We start from the raw sequence: 16,548 nt of genomic DNA, 5'->3' as shown, positions 1-16,548 counted from the left end.
TTAAATCCTTATATAGATATTTTTTCTGTATTAGGATTTTTATTAAATTAATATTGAAAAAGAAAAGGAAGATTAAAAGATGGCAAAAAAATATACACTCGAAATAAAAGAAAAAGTATTACAATATTTACAAGATGGTAAAAGTTATGATGAAATCAAAAAAGAAACTGGCATTTCAAAAACAACAATTAGAATTTGAAAACAAAAAGCAAGAAAGAATGAACTTAAAACAAAACATTCAGTCAACTCAACTCCAAAAGATATATTAGAAGAAGCTATCAATATTGCGGAAATAAATTGTGATAATAATGAGAATCAAAATTATAAAGAAGAATTTTTAAATCAACAACAAGCAATAAATTTATTATCAGTAAATATTAACAAACAAATAGAAAACAACTATTTTGATAATTCAGAAGAAGATAGTGATTCAGAACGATTAGTAATTGATGAAGATTATAAAGAAGAAGTAAATATTTGAAGACCTTGAGAAGAATCAGAAATAAAACAAAATAATGAAGAATCTTTAGTAATAGAAATAAAAAAAGATCAATTAAAATATATTATTTAAATATTAAAATGTTGTACTAAAATTTGTACTGGCCTAACTAATAATAAATATAAAAACAAAACTGAAGTAAATTTAATTAAATTAAATGGTACAAATACAATTCAAATCTTATCTTTAAGATCACCAGCACCATACATGTCTAAAATAAAAGCTCAATTATAAAAAGCACTAATTAATGATACTAAAATACAAGTAATAACAATTGTTGGTATTTCAATAATCATTAATCGTTTTCAAGAATTATTAGATTGCGTTTTTCAAAATGGTAATTGCTTAAATAATAATTTAAAACTACTATATAATAACAATAAAGTAATAGTATTTAACATATAAGCAAATTCACCAATTGGTTCAGCATTACCAGAAGGAAAATGAGGTAAGATTAAACTTAGTCAAGGAACAATAATGGCAATTAACAAACTATAAGGAAGTTTAATAATTAACAATGCAATTAAATTAATAGTATTACCAAAATCAATTTTTAAAAAAGGTAAAAAAATAGGTGGTGTTTCTAATAAGGTCATTAATGTCGTAACTGCTAATAAACTACTAACTAATGCTATTCTATGAGTAGTTAGTTTTAAAGAATTATTCATATTACTTTTAAATTGTTGTCACTTTTTCTCATATTTTAAACTCATCTTTTACTCCTTAAAATACATTTATTATTTTAATTATATATAAAAAAACGTTTATTTATTATATAATAAAATTAATTTTTAAAAGGAGATGAAGTATTAATGAATAAAAGCGAAAATAACATTGTGCAAATGGTAGTTGAAATTCCCAAAGGATCAAGTAATAAATATGAATATGATTGAAAATCTAAAACTATGATATTAGATCGTGTTCTTTATGGTGCTAATTTTTATCCCGGTGAATATGGATATATTCCTGAAACTTTAGATTACGATGGTGATCCTTTAGATATTATTAGTTTAATTACTTATCCAACTTTCCCTGGTTGCTTAGTAGAAGTTAGAATTTTAGGAATGATTAAAATGATTGACGGTGGTGAAGTTGATACTAAATTATTTGGTGTTGTTAATTCTGATCCACGCTTTAATGAGTATCAAGATCTAAAAGATGTACCACAACATTTACGTGATGAAATTGTTAATTTCTTTCTACAATATAAAGAATTACAAAAAAAGAAAGTCATAATTGAAGGTTGAGGTAACTTAAAAGAAACATTAACTGAACTTACAACATGTAAAAATATGTTTAAACAATATCAAAATGAAATGAATAATTTACCAAAAGCACAATTAGTGTCATTATTAAACAAAAAATAAAGAAAAAATTTAATATATTAAAAATATATTAAATCATTTATCATTAAATACAACTAAATAAAATTAAATAGATGAACAACTGTTCATAAAAGGGAATTAAGTAATCTTAAGCTGCCCCAGCAACTGTGATACTGATAAAAGTTACATAATCCATTGAAATCAAAGATTTTGAGAAGGGTAACAAGTAAAATGAAGTTAAGCCAGTAGACCTATCTATTTAATACTACTAAACTAATCTCTGGGTGCAGATAACAGTTATATAATTTTAATTGATGTTTTATCTCCGATTAGTATAACTAAACCACCTTTATGAGGTGGTTTTAAATTTAAAAAATAAAGAAAGCCGAGAACAAATATGAGTAACCATGTCCAAAAATTAATTCGTATCTTGATTATTCCTTCATATGCAGCACTGGTCTTTGCTTTAAAAGAAGTACTAGCAATATTACCAAATATTGAAGTTGTAACTTTCCTATTAGCATTTTCAGCATTAGTTTTTCCATTATATATGTCAATTACTATTCCTTTAATTTTTGCTTCATTAGAAATTCTACTTTACGGTGGTAATAGTTGAATATTTTTATATTTTAGTATATGACCAATATTGGTAATAATAATTTGAATATTTCATCATTTAATTAAAAAGCATTGATGAATTTTTGTAATTATTACAAGTTTATGAGGTTTTACTTTTGGTACATTTGATGCTCTAATTCATTTAATATTATTTGGTAAATCCAGTTTTTATCTTTACTGATTATCTGGATTAAGTTTTGATGCTATTCATGGCATTGGTAACTTTATGTTTAGTAGTTTTCTGTATAAACCAATTATCAGTATTTGAAATAAATATTTACAATATTATATTATTATTGATAATAATATTATTGAAGAACGCAATGATGAACAAACATCAAATAATGAAATATTAGTTGAACCATAAAACTAAATTTATATTTAAATCATTAACTATTCATATAATATTATTTATATCATTAAACTGATAATGAAAAGTGTTTATTTCAATCTCTTATTGAATCTTTTTCTTCTAAATTAAATGAATTTATATATTTTTTCAAATCATCTTCTTTTGCAAATAATTCTTTAAGATCTTCTTGTAATAAGTTTTGCTCATTAATTAATATTTGCATATTAGTTTTTACTATATCATATTTTTCTTTTAAATTTTCTTTTTCCCTATTGGTTTTTATAAATTCATTTTTATTTTCACATAGTTCTTTTTCTGTTATTTTATTTCAATCATAAAAATCTAAAGTAATACATTTAATATAAAAATTAATTCTTGGATTTATTTTCTTTGTATTTAAATTAATAATAGATTTTCTTAATTTAAAACTTTTTGACTGTAAAGTTAAAAGTTCTTTTTCTAATTTCTTTAATTCTATTTTAAAATCAAGTATTTTTGGTAATAACTCAATATAATATTTTTTTATTTTTTGATCAATTTCTTTTTCAAATATCTTAAATTTTTGCTTAGCTAAAATTTCTCTTTTTGTTTACTTTGAAATGTTTCTTGTTCTGGTTGTTGTTTTTTTAAATTTTCTTGAGTTTTTGACTGATTATTTTCTAAATTATTTTTAATTATTGCGTGACACTCAATTTCTCTAGAGTAATTTTTAATCATATTTTTTATGTTTAACTAAAACATTACGCGCTTCACTTAATTTTTGAAAATTAATAGTTGCTTCTGGATTATTAGTATTTTTATCTGGATGTAATTTTAAAGATAAACGTCTAAAAGATGCATTAATTTCGGGAATTGTTGCACCAATAGATAAACCTAATAATTCATAATATTGTTCCATTTTTAGTTTTTTTTCCTTTTTAATAAGCATTACTATATTCATAAATAATGATTATATTTATGGTAAGTTTGTACACGATCATTTACTGCTGTTTGACTAGTTAATTCTAAAGCATTAATTTCTTGAACAAATTTAGAACAAGAAAATTCTTTATCTGGTGAAGTGTTTTTTATACTATTTTTTTTATCATTAATATTTTTTCATAATTCAGTTAATTTAATTAAATTATTTAACTCATCATTTATTTTTTTTCTTTCTAAACTAATATTTTCAAATATTATTTTTAAATCTGTTCGTTCATTAGTTTTTTCTTGTATTTCCTTTTTATTTTTATTTAGTTTTTTTTCTATTCTTTTATTTGTATTAACAGAACCACAACTAAGCATTCAAAAAATAAAATTTTTAAAATTGCCGATTTTTTGCTTTTCCAAAGAAACATTTTCTTCTAATAAACTAGTTATTTTAAAAGTAGCATCAGTAATTACATCAATATAATTTGATAATATTATGGTTCTTTTTTCAACTTCTTTATCTAATACTTTAATTTTTTCATTAAATACTTGAATTTGTTCAATTGATAATGATTTAATATCATCTTCGGTAAGTAATTGAATTTGCTCATCTGTAAATATTTTAATTTGTAAATCTTGTTTATCCTTATCCTTATCTAATGGCATATTTTACTCCTTATTTAATAAACATTTTTGTTAAGTTGTATTTTAACTTCATTAATCATTTTTTCTAATTGATTAATTGCTTCTATTTGTTCTGCAATTCCTTTTTTAGTTTCCTTAGAAACAGAAACTGTTTCTGCTTCATTTTGTAATTTTATTAATTTATCTTTTTCTTTTTGTAATTTTTCTTGTCCAATTTCTATTTTTGATTTTAACTCATTACTAGATGTTTGTGTTTTACTTTCTTGCTGTTCCATAAGTTGATCTCCTTTTTAACATAAAAACCCATTTGCTTTAAAATTAAAACAATGGGTTTAAAAACATTATAAATCATTATATGCCTTTCTAAGTGAAAATCAATTAAAAACATAATAAACTTCCTTTTTTAAATTTTTACTAGAATAAAATTTTTATTAACTAATATCTTTACTCCATAAATGCTCATAACTTATATTTTCTAAAATTTAATAATCAAGTAATAATATAAGCACTAATATAAACAATAATATTAATACCAAAAGCTAATAAAAAATATCATCAACGAAAAATAATTGGATAAATAACATGACTAAAAGTAATTAACTGCTGTGCTAAAATATTAATCAATATTGGGGTAATAAAAATACTAAAAACTGAAAAAATTAAAATTAAAGGGACAACGATTATAATAAAATTGTAAGATACTTCCATAGTATTATATCCCAATACTTTTAAAATATTAATCAATATTCAATTATCACGAACTAAAATATTAGTAACCAAAGTCATAATCATCAAAGTCATAATCATCAAGTTCCTAGGGGCGTTGCCCCTAGTTGCTTCGCAACCTACCCCAGTGGGATAAACCCCACGGTTCCACCAACCAAGGTTCTGGTTGGAACCAACCATTAATATTGCTTTACTACATTTTATATTCATATTTATTTAAAAATAAAAAAATTCCCATCTGAATAGGAAAAGAATAAATTACCCTACATACTTAACCTGAATTTTAATTTAATCGAACAGAGGTATGCCTCTCTTTCTTTTAATAAAATCATATAAATATATAAATACATTACGTAAAAATATTAAATTGTCTTTAATAAAACTATTATGTTTAAACAATTGTAATAATTAAAAAAACAAAAAAGTAAATATTTAATTATCCTTCAGATGAAATTGTTTAAACAATTGTAATAGTTAAATATTTACTCTTAATAACCCTTTACTACTATTAACTCGTTACATTAACGCAATTATTAAGCAAATAAATACCTACATACATAATAACATAAAAAAGAAAAAAATGTAACTATGCTTTCATCTGAAAAAAAACATAATTACAAATAACATTATATATATATATATATATATATACAAGTATTATAATTAAAATTTAATTTAACTTTTTATTACCAAAAATTATTTTTTCAACCTTATCACCAAATACTTTATCTAACCAAGTTGAAACATCTTTATCTTTATGAATTAAATAGCCAATTTCACTAGTCCGTAAATAATGCTTATGTGATAAAGCACTTAAATATACATACCGTTCATAATCTTCATATTCTTTAAAATAATCATTTACAACAGTACTTTCAATAATACCACCAGTTAAAATAGTATTACCATCACTATCTTTTGGAGTTTTAAAATAAAACACATTTGTAGCATTAAAACTTGCTTTAATTATATCTTGAATTGTTATTTTCTTAATACCACGAATTACAATAGGATTTTTACAATTACGACTAAAAGCATAAGCCTTTACACCTACATCCGCTTGATTTAAAGACTTAACATCATCAAATGCTTTTGTAACATATTTTCCTAAATATTTAATAACAAATTCATTAGTTCCTTTTTTAACTACTTTTAAATCACTAAAACCATGAGTTCATCATTCTAATAACATACTTTTATGTACTTTTCTATTAAAAACTATATGAAAATGAACTGCTCCACGAGATTGATATTCATAAACATAAAAATACTTTAATTCACCTAAATATTTTAAACGTTTAGGATCATTTCATCATTTTTTTAATTTAATAAAAAATAAGCCAATATCTTTTTTAGCCTTTTTAATATCTTGCATATTATCTTTATAGGTTAAAGTAACAAAACTCATTATTTTACTATCATAAAAATTATGCAATGCTTTTTGAATTAAATTATTTTTTGCACGAACAGTACTATTTCTCAATTTTTGTTTACTACCAACATAAGATTTACCTTTTTTATTTCCAATATTACTCAAAAATGAAATTGGTAACACTATATTTTTCACATAACAAGCATAAAAAACCTTTTTAATATAAAAATCTTGTTGCATAACAAAAAAAACTACCTTTCAGATGAAGCATAAATACTTAAATAGTTAATTATTAATTAATACAAAAATATAATAGCACATAATTATATAAAATATAACTATAAACAAAATAAAAGAAAAACGTTACTTAATTAAATGATAATATAATACTACAAATTGCAAAAAAACCAATAAGTAATTGAATACTTATTTCATTATTTTCTAATGCTGCTTTTTCATTACCAATTGGAACAATACCACTCAAAGAACTAACAAAACCACTAGAATTAATGTAGTTAGTATTCAAAATTTTAGTTAAATCAAGATTATAATTATTTTCAGTATTAATAAAAGTTAAGTAATGTCGTAACTCATTATCATTAAATTTACTCATTTTGGCATTATTAATTAATAATCCTGTATTTTCATTAATAGCACTATTTAAAAGTGATTGTGATACTAATAATGTTGATATTCCTAAATTCCTAAAGCCATCATAAATAATACCAATTAAATATTTTTTATTACCATTAAAATCAAAATATGGATATAAAATAGCTTTACCAATATTGTTACCATTACCAGTACTAGTATTGGATGCTGGGCATTAGATGCTACAATCGGTAAAAAGGTAACATTTGGGGCATTAATACTAGTAATATGCAATTGTTTTTTTATATTGTTAACATTTTTAGTAAATTCTTTATCTAATCAAAAATCAGAAGTGTTCATTGTATCACTGTTCATATTAATAAAATTTTTAAATTTACTATTAATTAAATTAGGTTTAATAAAATTATTACTATTTGCATTAATACCATAGATAGTTTGTCTTATTGTAACTTCATTACTAAAGCATGAATCATTAAAAGTTTGAGTTACACTATCATAAGTATTACCAATAGCATTATTATGACTAAAATCCAAATCATAAGAATCTTCAATATTCAATTTAATAAAAGGTAACTCATTTTGTTCTTGATAAGGAATAATACCAAAGCTAATTAATAAATCATTATTATTACCACTTTCATTTGTTAAATACTTAATAATATTTATTTGTTTTGTTCACTGTTTTTTAAATGTTTGTGGTAATAAATTTCATGTTGTCGATTTTTCAAAATTTTTACGCATCTTTAATAAATCGCTACCCAAAAAATATTTATTCAACAATGTCAATTAATAATGGCCTAAACGATGATTATAAATTATTATTGCCTTATTATTTTGAATTAAAGTCAAATCCTATTCATTCTACATCTGATAAAGTTTGAGAATTTAAAGATGTAAAAGTGATATTAAAATCTGAATATTTTGAATTTACAGATATTAATAACATTAAATTAAAAAATAATGACATTAGTCAAAATGAATTATTTAAACTTGATGATAATCAATTCAACTGATTATCTATTACAAACGAATTAGAAAGTAATAACATACCTTCATTAATTCCAGCAGATTGAACATTAGGTAATGGTGAATATGGAAAATACTTTACAAGGGCACTTATTAATAAAAATAAAATTAAAAATGCTTTGAATTTATATGGTTCAAATAAATCTCAATTATTTTCTAAATTAGACTTTTATGAAGAAATTTCACAAATTGACAATGATAATGAATTTGAATTGCAAATTAAAAATCCGATTAATAACTTAAATCGGATTGAAATCAGTGGAATATTTGGTGCCGGAAATTATGATTTAATTTTAATAACTGATAAAAGTATTGATATCACTTTAAACAATATTAGTTTATTTGAAAAATATAATGAAAATATTTCCTATATTAATTTAGAAATTTAGATTATTTATTAAAATATCCATCAGGATATGTACCATCTCATTCTATGGCATCATCTGTAAATTTATTAATTGCAAAATATAAATCCATTATATCTTTACTATGATTTTTTCTTTCTCATATTGTTGAAGTACCAAAAATAATTTGTTTATTGTGGTCTAAATAATGCTTAACATTAGTACCTACATTATGGGTAAGCACTCCCCCCATGATTAATCCTATTGTTCCAGTTGTAGCACCAGTTAGTGCTAATGCTAATGTTATTTTACTTAAATTTGTTTTGATTCATGTTTTCATGTTAAATAACTCCTTTTTTTAATTTGTTAGTTTTTTATTTTTTCTATAACTTTTAAATTCTTTTTGTAATTTTTGTACTAAATTATAATTTTTAGTAAATTCTCTTGTAAAAACTTTATGTTCATTTTTTTGACAATATTCCAAAGCATTTGAAAGTTTAAAAAATTTATCAAAGCAAATTTTTGAACACATTGCTCAACGATTTTTTTCTGTTTTAAAATTATTTTTATTAATTTTTACATTTTTAGTACAAAACTCACAATTTAAAATTACTAAATCTTTATCTTCAATTTCATTTTCGTTTTCATTTGTTATACAAATGTTTATATCTTCCGTATCTTTCATTTTTTTACTCCTTTTTTCCTTGATTTTACTTATAAATTGTACTATTTTTGATTATTTTTACAAGTATGCTTTTAAACGCAAAATAACGCCTAAATTAAAGGTGTTTATTTTGTGATACATATACTATTAATTATATGTAACTTGTTTATTATATTGTAAATATGAAAGTACTTTTTTTCACAGTAGCATTATTTTAGTAATAATTACGTTCTTATGTGGATTATTGTGAATAAAATAAAGAAAAATAGATTATTATTTTAATTTACCATATTTTAACACTTTAAATTTATGTAAATTAAAATTAATAATTGATGCAGAAACAGATTAGGAGAGTAAAAAATATGAGTTTTAATTATAAATGAAATTTTAGAGAACAAAGTGAAAAAATTGATAAATTAGTTTTAGAACATATAACAAAGAAATGAGAAAAATGAGATTGAAGAATAAAAAATACAAGAGACAAAAAGAAATATAAAATTGTTGATTATCAATATCGAACAAGAAAAATAATGTATGGATTAGTAACTTATAAAAGAAGAATTTATGAATATTTTGATGAACAATTAAAAAAATGAGTAAGAGTTTGTTTAGTTGATGAATGACTAGAATTACCTAAATATAAAAGAATTGGTGAAGATATTGAACAAACTATTATTGAATATTTTGCTGATGGAAAAAGATATCATGATATTTGTGCAATTTGTAAAAAAGCAGGTATTAGTGTTAGTACTGTTCATAGAGTTTTTAAAAATTTAGAAGTAATTGAAGCAAATCCAGTAAAAGTAAAATTAGAAAAAAATCAACCTATTTTTGTAGCGATTGATGATGGACATCAAAAGTTTTGAAATTTTAAACGTAAAGGTATAAAACACTCTATACGATTAATAGTAACATATACAGATAATATTAATCATAAAGTACAAAATAAAAGAGTAAAAGCAATTATTAGACCAACAAAAACAGCAATTGGAGTTAAAAAGACTGCTGAATTTGTTAAAGAGCATTGTCAAAAATTTTATGAAAATATTGAGCAAGCTAAAATTATTATTTGTGGTGATAGTGCAGGATGAATTAAAGAAGTTGCTGATTATTTAGGTGAACAGTTTGTTTTAGATAAATTTCATTTAATTAGAACATTATATCTTGGAATAATGGCCGGAAATAAAGGAAAGTATGTAAAAGAATATAATAATTGTAAAAATTTAATTAATAATGGTCAATATGAAAAATTAATTGATTATTTATATAACCAATTAGATAATCATAAAAAATTAAAGAAAAAATATTTTAAAAATAATAAACAAGGTATTGAAAATCAAGGTAAAAAATGAAATATTGGTTGCTTTACAGAAACTAATATTTGACATGTTTTAAAAGAAATGCTTGGTAATAGAACATATAATATTAGTATTTACATTAAAATGGTTATTTCTAAATGTAATAAAATAAATACAGAGATACAATTATTATAAATTAAAATTTAACTTTTTTTTAAAAAATCAAAATAGAATAAAACTTATTAAGGATACCTTAATAAGAATTTTTGTTGTGTATAAATATTAAATTTATTTTTTAATTTTTTAATAATGTTTAAAATTAAGTATTTTAGTTGAAATATGTTTTAAAAAATAGTAAGATAAATGTACAATTTCATAAAAATCCAAATTATTTCTTGTCTAAAATATAATAAGACTATATAGATTTAATTTATTCCGGATTTTTGACAATCTCCCAATTATTTTCAATATCTTCATAATGATAACTATTTAAATAATTAAAATTAATTCCTTCAAATTGTAATGATAACATATCATTAACTAAACGACTAGCTGCAATTGAAAATAGCATTAATGTGGCAGCAAAAATACTAACTATACTAATGATAACTAATTTACCAAAACTACGCATGCTAATAGTTATTGCCAATTTATTATGATAACTAATATCACCAATAACTTTAACACTAATAAAATTAAAAATTTTGCTAATATTTAAATGATGATATTTTTTAAAATTTTTACTACTAATTAAGTCAAGTGGTTTTTTTGTAAAAATAAATAAACTATAAAAAAACTAATAATTACTAATAACAATAAAGGAACAGTTACCACAATAATTGTCATATGCACATTTATATATCATCCATAGTTAATTAACGCTAAATACAAGTTATGACTATTAATAAGAATATGACTAATAAATACTGATATAAAAACACCAATAATAGCAAAAATAAATAAAAGTCAAATAATAGCTAAAACCAAAGAAATTGTTAATTGTCAATTTTTATAACCCAATGTTTTTAAAATTCCAATTAATTTATGATTATGATGAATCATCTTTCATACTACCATTAAAATAATAACACTAGTGACAGTAAAAATTAATGTTAAAAATATTATACCGACATTTTGTGTCAAATTAATTCGCTCATTTAAGAAAAAAATAGCATTTTCATTATAAGGTCTTCATAAATAATCATCATTTGTTAAAATACTAGCAACATTAGCAAAATTTATACCATTAGTAAGATTTTGATAATGGTGACCATATGCTAATTGATTATGTAATATATTATATAATCATGGATTTAAACTACGTTCAGGATAAACTGGATTAAAACTATTTTTTTGTTTATTTTTATCAATAAAACCCTTAAAATCATTATTGATATTAGTCATTGTATTACTATTAACAAAAGCAACTGTTTTATTTTTTGGATCCATCAATCCACTAATATTATTAGCAATAAAAGCACTATTACGACTAGTAACAAATCCTCTAACAGTAAAAGTACGATTAACAATATTATACTTATCACCAATTTTTAAATTATTATTATTAGCAAATTGTTCATAAATTAAAATTTCATTATCTTGTAATGGTAACTCTTCTAAACTTTGTTTATAATTACCTACTAAAATTGGTGGATCAATAATATTTTTAGGAACTGTTTGTGTAAATAGAAAAGATTTACCGGTCATTAATAAATCATTAACTAAAGTATATTGATTTCATTCAATATTTTGAAATAACATGCCATTAATAATTAAAAAATATAGTTGTGATTGCAAAGAAATATCAATTGTATTATATTCATGATTAGCGTATGATATTTTATGATAAATTTCATCTTGATAAATTTTTAATGCTTTATCATTTAAAATAAAATAGTTTACTTGATTAATATTTGTCTTTCCATCATAAACATAACTATTAATTAAATTACGCATTGCATTTTTATATTCTTCAGAAGAATTATAACCTTGATGATAATCATTAGGAACTAATAGTTTAAAATCAACATAATGATGATGATATTTAGTAGATATGTTATTTCCGATTTGTAAATAATTATTAGCATGAGAATCACTTAAATCACTACTACCATTAAAAATAAAACGATAAGTATCGCTATTAGCATTAACTAAAACAATTTGAAAAGTTGCATGATTTAATTTAAAAGTATCAATACTATCATCTTGTTTATAATATGACATATTTTCCAATCATAATCCTAAATGTGTTTTATAATAATTATATTCTTTTTCAAAACTATTTTTTTCAATTGGTAATTCATTTAATTCTTGAAAATTAGTATTTTGACTAATATCATTTAAATATTGATTTTTTACATATTGATCAGAAAATTGAATGCTTAAAAAAGTTATAATCATAATCATAACTAAAAAGCCTAACCCTAAAACTTGAATAATATTTTTTCTTTGTTCACGCAAATAATTGAAAAATATTTTTACCATATTCCACTAACCCCAGTTGATACTTCAAGTTAATTTTATCAATTTAAAAATATTTTTAAAATTAAAACATTTTAATGTGTAATTTTTTATTTTAAGCAGTAAACCAGATTATATATTATTTAGTTAATGTCATTAATTGTTTATTATTAACGTTTAACTTTCAAGTAATAATGTATGAGACTAAATAAATTAAAATATTTATACTAATCATCAATGCAAAATATCATCAACGAAAAACAATAGGAAATGCGATTTTTGCAAAAGTTGCTAATAAATTAGAAAGTACCATTACTAAAGAAGGAACAATAAAAACAGCAACCAAACTACTCATTACCAATGCAGGTATTATTACCAGAAAGAAATTATAAGAAACTTCTAATGCAGTATAACCTAAACTTCGTAAAATATTAATTAATATTAAATTATCACGAACACTAATATTAGTAACAATAACAATAATCATTAGTGATAATGTAACACTAAAAATACCAAAAAATGAAATTATTATTTGTAAACTATATTGATTATTCTTCATAATACTACGTAAATTACTAATATCATACACCAATGATAATGAAGTACTAATACCTTTACTTTCCAAATATCCTGAGTGTGAAATTTGTGCTAAATCAATATTATAATCATTTTTATTACTAATAATTGGTAAGTAATGTTTAAACTCATTATCAGTAAATTTGCTTAATTTACTATTAGCAAAATTATTTTCTAATAAATCACTTTTACTACCAAATAAAATCTCATTAAGTCAAAGTTTGGGCATTACTATTATTTTTGGATCTAATTTATTAATATAATCATAAGCAACACCAATTATATATTTTGTTTGATTATCTAATCCTTTATACCTATAAATAACACTATTATTAAGTTGTTCTCCACCATTATAAACATTAACAACCGAAGGTAAAGCAGAAGTAGCCATTGGAATAAATTGAACAGCACTACTATCTGGATTTTTAATTCCTAATTTTTGAATTAAATGATTACGAATATTAATAAATTGTTTATCTTGCCAATTATTAGAAACTTCCATATCAGTTAAATTTAATTTACTAAAAGTAGAGAAATCACTTATACTAAAATTTAGAGATAAAAAATCACTTAAACTATCATCAATACCATAAGCAGTTCTTGGTGCACTTCAATTTTTAAAAGATTCTTTTGATAAGGTTTGTGTATCATTATCAAAAACAGCACCACGCTGATTAGGAAGTAACAGATTAGCCTTATCAAGTTCTAATTGTGTGTATGGTACTTCATACTGTTCATCATAAGGAATTAAACCAAAACTTATCAATAAATCAGTATTGTTTTTACCATTATTATTGGTTAAATAATTAAATAATATTTTATTTTTTTCTAAAAAATTCTTAATTATTGATGGAATCTTTGATGGATTAGCATCAATTCATTGTTTTATTTTTAATAATTCACTACCCATAATATAACGATTTTGAACATTAATTACAATTGATTTATTAGGATTAAGAGGATCAAATTGTTTAATTGCCGCTAATAATTCTGGATATAATGAAATTTTACTTTTAATATTATCAACACTATTAAATTGATACATTAATTTATTTTCGTTATTAATAAAGTTAGTTTTAATATTATCATCAAATTGATAACCATTTTGATAATTAAAATTAGTTCCCGCAAATTGTGAACCTAACATATTATTAACTAAACCACTAGCAGCAAGCGCAAAGAATACTAATGTTGCAGCAAAAATACTAGTAAAACACATAATTAATGTTTTACCAAAACTACGTAGTGAAGTAGTAACGGCCAACTTATTACGATAACTAAATCTACCAATCACATATCTTGCAATAAAAGTAAAAGTTGAACTAATATTTATTTTATATTTTTGTTTTGAAATATTATTAGTAATTAAATCTAAGGGTTTATTTCTTAATAAGAATAATACCATTAAAAAACTAATGAAAGTTAAACTAATGATTGGAATAACAAGTAATAAAATAGCAGTAACAATATTAAAATACCAACCATAACTAATTAAGGCAACAGTACTAATATTAGTAATATAAATTAAATAATGCGCAACTGGAATCGAAATTAAAACACCAATAATAGCAAAAATAAATAAAGGAGCAATAATTGAAATTACTAATGATATACTTAATTGTCAACTTTTATATCCTGTTGCTTTTAAAATTCCAATTAATTTTTTATTACGATCAATCATTTTAAAAGTAATAATAAAAATAATAATAGTAGTCACAATAAAAATTAAAATTAAAAATAAACTAGAAATCTCTTCAATAACATTAATTCTATTATTAATGGAACTAAAAGATCATTCTTGCATACTAGTATAAAATCTAGGATTATTGATATTTAAAGGTGAAACTATTTTATTATATTCAATACCATTATTATAATATTTTGTACTTGCTATATCAGTAGGTGTTTTATAAGTTGCATGAAGATAATTATAAATTCATTCATTATTTATTTGTGAATCAATATTTTTAGCCAAGTCAGGATTAATACCTAAAAAAAAATCATCAATATTACTGCTAAATGCCTTTAAATCAGATTCAACTTTGTGCATCGTATTACCATTAGTAAAAGCAACAGTATTATTTTTTAAATCAAGTGAATTACCAAAATAACGACCAACAAATGCTGCTAATGAGCTTGTAGCATAACCACGAATAATAAACGTTTGTCCAGCAATTACATAATTTTGACCAATATGTAAATTATTTAGTTCAGCAAAATGTTTGTAAATTAAAATTTCATTATCTTGTAATGGTTTTTCTGTTAAACTTGGGCCACCATCTTTGACAATAATTGCTTTATTAACAATATATTCAGGTCCTGTTTCAATAAAAGCAAAATTTTTACTAGTAATTAATAAATCACGGACCATAACAGCATGTTGTCATTCAATATCTTTATATAACATTCCCATTGACATTATTTCATATAACTTAGCTTCATTTTTAATATCTATTTCACTATAGTTTCGATTAGCATATGGATACTCAGTTTTTCCTTTAAAATTATCATTATAAAACTGTAAAGCAGCTTCACTAGTAATCATAAAATTTGTTGCATTTTCTGGATGTAATGGATCATATAGATATTGATTTAGAATATTAGCATATTGTTCTATCGTTGCTTTATGAGTATCATAAGATGGATAATTAATAGGAATATTAATTTTAAAATCAATATATTTATGGCTAGTATCATTAAAAAAACTATCACCAATAGCAAAATATTCTTTACTATTAGCGAGTCCTCCATAAAAAGTAAAACGATATATATCAGGTCTAGTAGCATCTGGTATTGTTAACTGAAAAGTAGCTTTTGCCATCTTTTCTTTATCAATAATATTATCTTTTTGATAATAATTAATATTATTTAAATAAGAACCATTTTTATCTTTTTCATTATATTTTCCATCAAAATTAACATATTCCACTGGTGAAAAAAATGTATATTGGTTAAATTCATTATGAGCAATATCGTTAACATATTGTTCAAATAAATAATTATTAGAAAAATTTAATGATAAAAAGGCAATAATCATAATCATTACTAAAAAACCTAAACCAAACATTTGTAATAAATTGTTTTTTTGTTCACGAATATAATTACGTAATAATTTAAACATG

Annotated in this window: 20 protein-coding genes and 1 riboswitch; of the genes, 5 read left to right on the top strand and 15 right to left on the bottom strand. The window is 22.0% G+C overall.

Annotated elements, in window-relative coordinates; genetic code table 4:
* Positions 1-79 precede the first annotated feature (79 nt).
* A complete protein-coding gene (locus tag AACK81_RS02460) occupies positions 80-571 on the top strand; it encodes a helix-turn-helix domain-containing protein (RefSeq protein ID WP_338962251.1) in 492 nt (163 codons plus the stop codon).
* Here the strand turns inward: AACK81_RS02460 and AACK81_RS02455 are convergent.
* Positions 568-1,212: a hypothetical protein gene (locus tag AACK81_RS02455; protein ID WP_338962248.1), complete on the bottom strand. Its 645-nt coding sequence runs from the start codon at positions 1,210-1,212 to the stop codon at positions 568-570. The genes AACK81_RS02460 and AACK81_RS02455 overlap by 4 nt on opposite strands.
* A 99-nt stretch (positions 1,213-1,311) precedes the next feature.
* Between AACK81_RS02455 and AACK81_RS02450 the strand changes: the two genes are divergently transcribed.
* Entirely contained in the window at positions 1,312-1,866 is a 555-nt protein-coding gene (locus tag AACK81_RS02450; protein WP_338962245.1) for an inorganic diphosphatase, read from the top strand.
* Positions 1,867-1,918: 52 nt separating this feature from the next.
* Positions 1,919-2,097, top strand: a riboswitch (cobalamin riboswitch).
* Between the two features lie 124 nt (positions 2,098-2,221).
* A complete protein-coding gene (locus AACK81_RS02445; RefSeq protein WP_338962242.1) occupies positions 2,222-2,809 on the top strand; it encodes a hypothetical protein in 588 nt (195 codons plus the stop codon).
* A 52-nt stretch (positions 2,810-2,861) separates the two neighbouring features.
* On the opposite strand, the gene AACK81_RS02440 is transcribed toward AACK81_RS02445, so the two are convergent.
* From AACK81_RS02440 to AACK81_RS02400, 9 genes are all read right to left on the bottom strand, one after another.
* Entirely contained in the window at positions 2,862-3,017 is a 156-nt protein-coding gene (locus AACK81_RS02440; protein ID WP_338962239.1) for a hypothetical protein, read from the bottom strand.
* Positions 3,018-3,364: 347 nt separating this feature from the next.
* Positions 3,365-3,511, bottom strand: a complete 147-nt coding sequence (locus AACK81_RS02435) for a hypothetical protein (RefSeq protein ID WP_338962237.1) — start codon at positions 3,509-3,511, stop codon at positions 3,365-3,367.
* Positions 3,504-3,692 (bottom strand): J domain-containing protein, encoded by a 189-nt coding sequence (locus AACK81_RS02430; protein ID WP_338962234.1) that lies wholly within the window; start codon positions 3,690-3,692, stop codon positions 3,504-3,506. Before AACK81_RS02430 ends, AACK81_RS02435 begins: the two co-directional genes overlap by 8 nt.
* A 32-nt stretch (positions 3,693-3,724) precedes the next feature.
* Entirely contained in the window at positions 3,725-4,369 is a 645-nt protein-coding gene (locus AACK81_RS02425) for a hypothetical protein (protein WP_338962232.1), read from the bottom strand.
* A gap of 14 nt (positions 4,370-4,383) precedes the next feature.
* Complete coding sequence (locus AACK81_RS02420) at positions 4,384-4,623, bottom strand: hypothetical protein (protein ID WP_338962231.1); 240 nt, start codon at positions 4,621-4,623, stop codon at positions 4,384-4,386.
* A gap of 169 nt (positions 4,624-4,792) precedes the next feature.
* On the bottom strand, positions 4,793-5,254 hold the full coding sequence (locus tag AACK81_RS02415) for a hypothetical protein (RefSeq protein WP_338962228.1): 462 nt from the start codon (positions 5,252-5,254) through the stop codon (positions 4,793-4,795).
* Between the two features lie 490 nt (positions 5,255-5,744).
* Positions 5,745-6,686 carry a rolling circle replication-associated protein gene (locus AACK81_RS02410; RefSeq protein WP_338962225.1) on the bottom strand — a complete coding sequence of 314 codons (942 nt, stop codon included), beginning with the start codon at positions 6,684-6,686 and terminating at the stop codon, positions 5,745-5,747.
* Positions 6,687-6,813: 127 nt separating this feature from the next.
* Complete coding sequence (locus AACK81_RS02405; protein ID WP_338962222.1) at positions 6,814-7,059, bottom strand: hypothetical protein; 246 nt, start codon at positions 7,057-7,059, stop codon at positions 6,814-6,816.
* A gap of 116 nt (positions 7,060-7,175) precedes the next feature.
* A complete protein-coding gene (locus AACK81_RS02400; RefSeq protein ID WP_338962219.1) occupies positions 7,176-7,799 on the bottom strand; it encodes a hypothetical protein in 624 nt (207 codons plus the stop codon).
* A gap of 38 nt (positions 7,800-7,837) precedes the next feature.
* On the opposite strand from AACK81_RS02400, the gene AACK81_RS02395 reads away from it, so the two are divergent.
* On the top strand, positions 7,838-8,473 hold the full coding sequence (locus tag AACK81_RS02395) for a hypothetical protein (protein ID WP_338962216.1): 636 nt from the start codon (positions 7,838-7,840) through the stop codon (positions 8,471-8,473).
* Position 8,474: 1 nt separating this feature from the next.
* Here AACK81_RS02395 and AACK81_RS02390 read toward each other — a convergent pair whose 3' ends face one another.
* Together AACK81_RS02390 and AACK81_RS02385 are read right to left on the bottom strand one after the other, a co-directional pair.
* Complete coding sequence (locus AACK81_RS02390) at positions 8,475-8,768, bottom strand: hypothetical protein (RefSeq protein WP_338962213.1); 294 nt, start codon at positions 8,766-8,768, stop codon at positions 8,475-8,477.
* 18 nt (positions 8,769-8,786) lie between these two features.
* Complete coding sequence (locus tag AACK81_RS02385; RefSeq protein WP_338962211.1) at positions 8,787-9,113, bottom strand: hypothetical protein; 327 nt, start codon at positions 9,111-9,113, stop codon at positions 8,787-8,789.
* A gap of 341 nt (positions 9,114-9,454) precedes the next feature.
* On the opposite strand from AACK81_RS02385, the gene AACK81_RS02380 reads away from it, so the two are divergent.
* Positions 9,455-10,585, top strand: a complete 1,131-nt coding sequence (locus AACK81_RS02380; RefSeq protein WP_338962208.1) for an Mbov_0401 family ICE element transposase-like protein — start codon at positions 9,455-9,457, stop codon at positions 10,583-10,585.
* A gap of 235 nt (positions 10,586-10,820) precedes the next feature.
* Here AACK81_RS02380 and AACK81_RS02375 read toward each other — a convergent pair whose 3' ends face one another.
* The 3 genes from AACK81_RS02375 to AACK81_RS02365 all read right to left on the bottom strand — a co-directional run bounded on the left by AACK81_RS02375 (position 10,821) and on the right by AACK81_RS02365 (position 16,547).
* Complete coding sequence (locus AACK81_RS02375; RefSeq protein WP_338962206.1) at positions 10,821-11,039, bottom strand: hypothetical protein; 219 nt, start codon at positions 11,037-11,039, stop codon at positions 10,821-10,823.
* A 101-nt stretch (positions 11,040-11,140) separates the two neighbouring features.
* The gene (locus tag AACK81_RS02370) at positions 11,141-12,874 is read right to left on the bottom strand and encodes an FtsX-like permease family protein (protein WP_338962204.1); all 1,734 of its coding nucleotides are present in this window, start codon (positions 12,872-12,874) and stop codon (positions 11,141-11,143) included.
* A gap of 115 nt (positions 12,875-12,989) precedes the next feature.
* Complete coding sequence (locus AACK81_RS02365; protein WP_338962202.1) at positions 12,990-16,547, bottom strand: ABC transporter permease; 3,558 nt, start codon at positions 16,545-16,547, stop codon at positions 12,990-12,992.
* Between the last annotated feature and the right edge of the window lies 1 nt (position 16,548).

The organism is Spiroplasma endosymbiont of Lasioglossum villosulum, assembly GCF_964020195.1.
GTDB classification, from domain to species: domain Bacteria; phylum Bacillota_I; class Bacilli_A; order Mycoplasmatales; family VBWQ01; genus Spiroplasma_E; species Spiroplasma_E ixodetis_A.
Note: the sequence above shows the minus strand (reverse complement) of the source record. Positions and strands in the feature narration are given on the sequence as shown.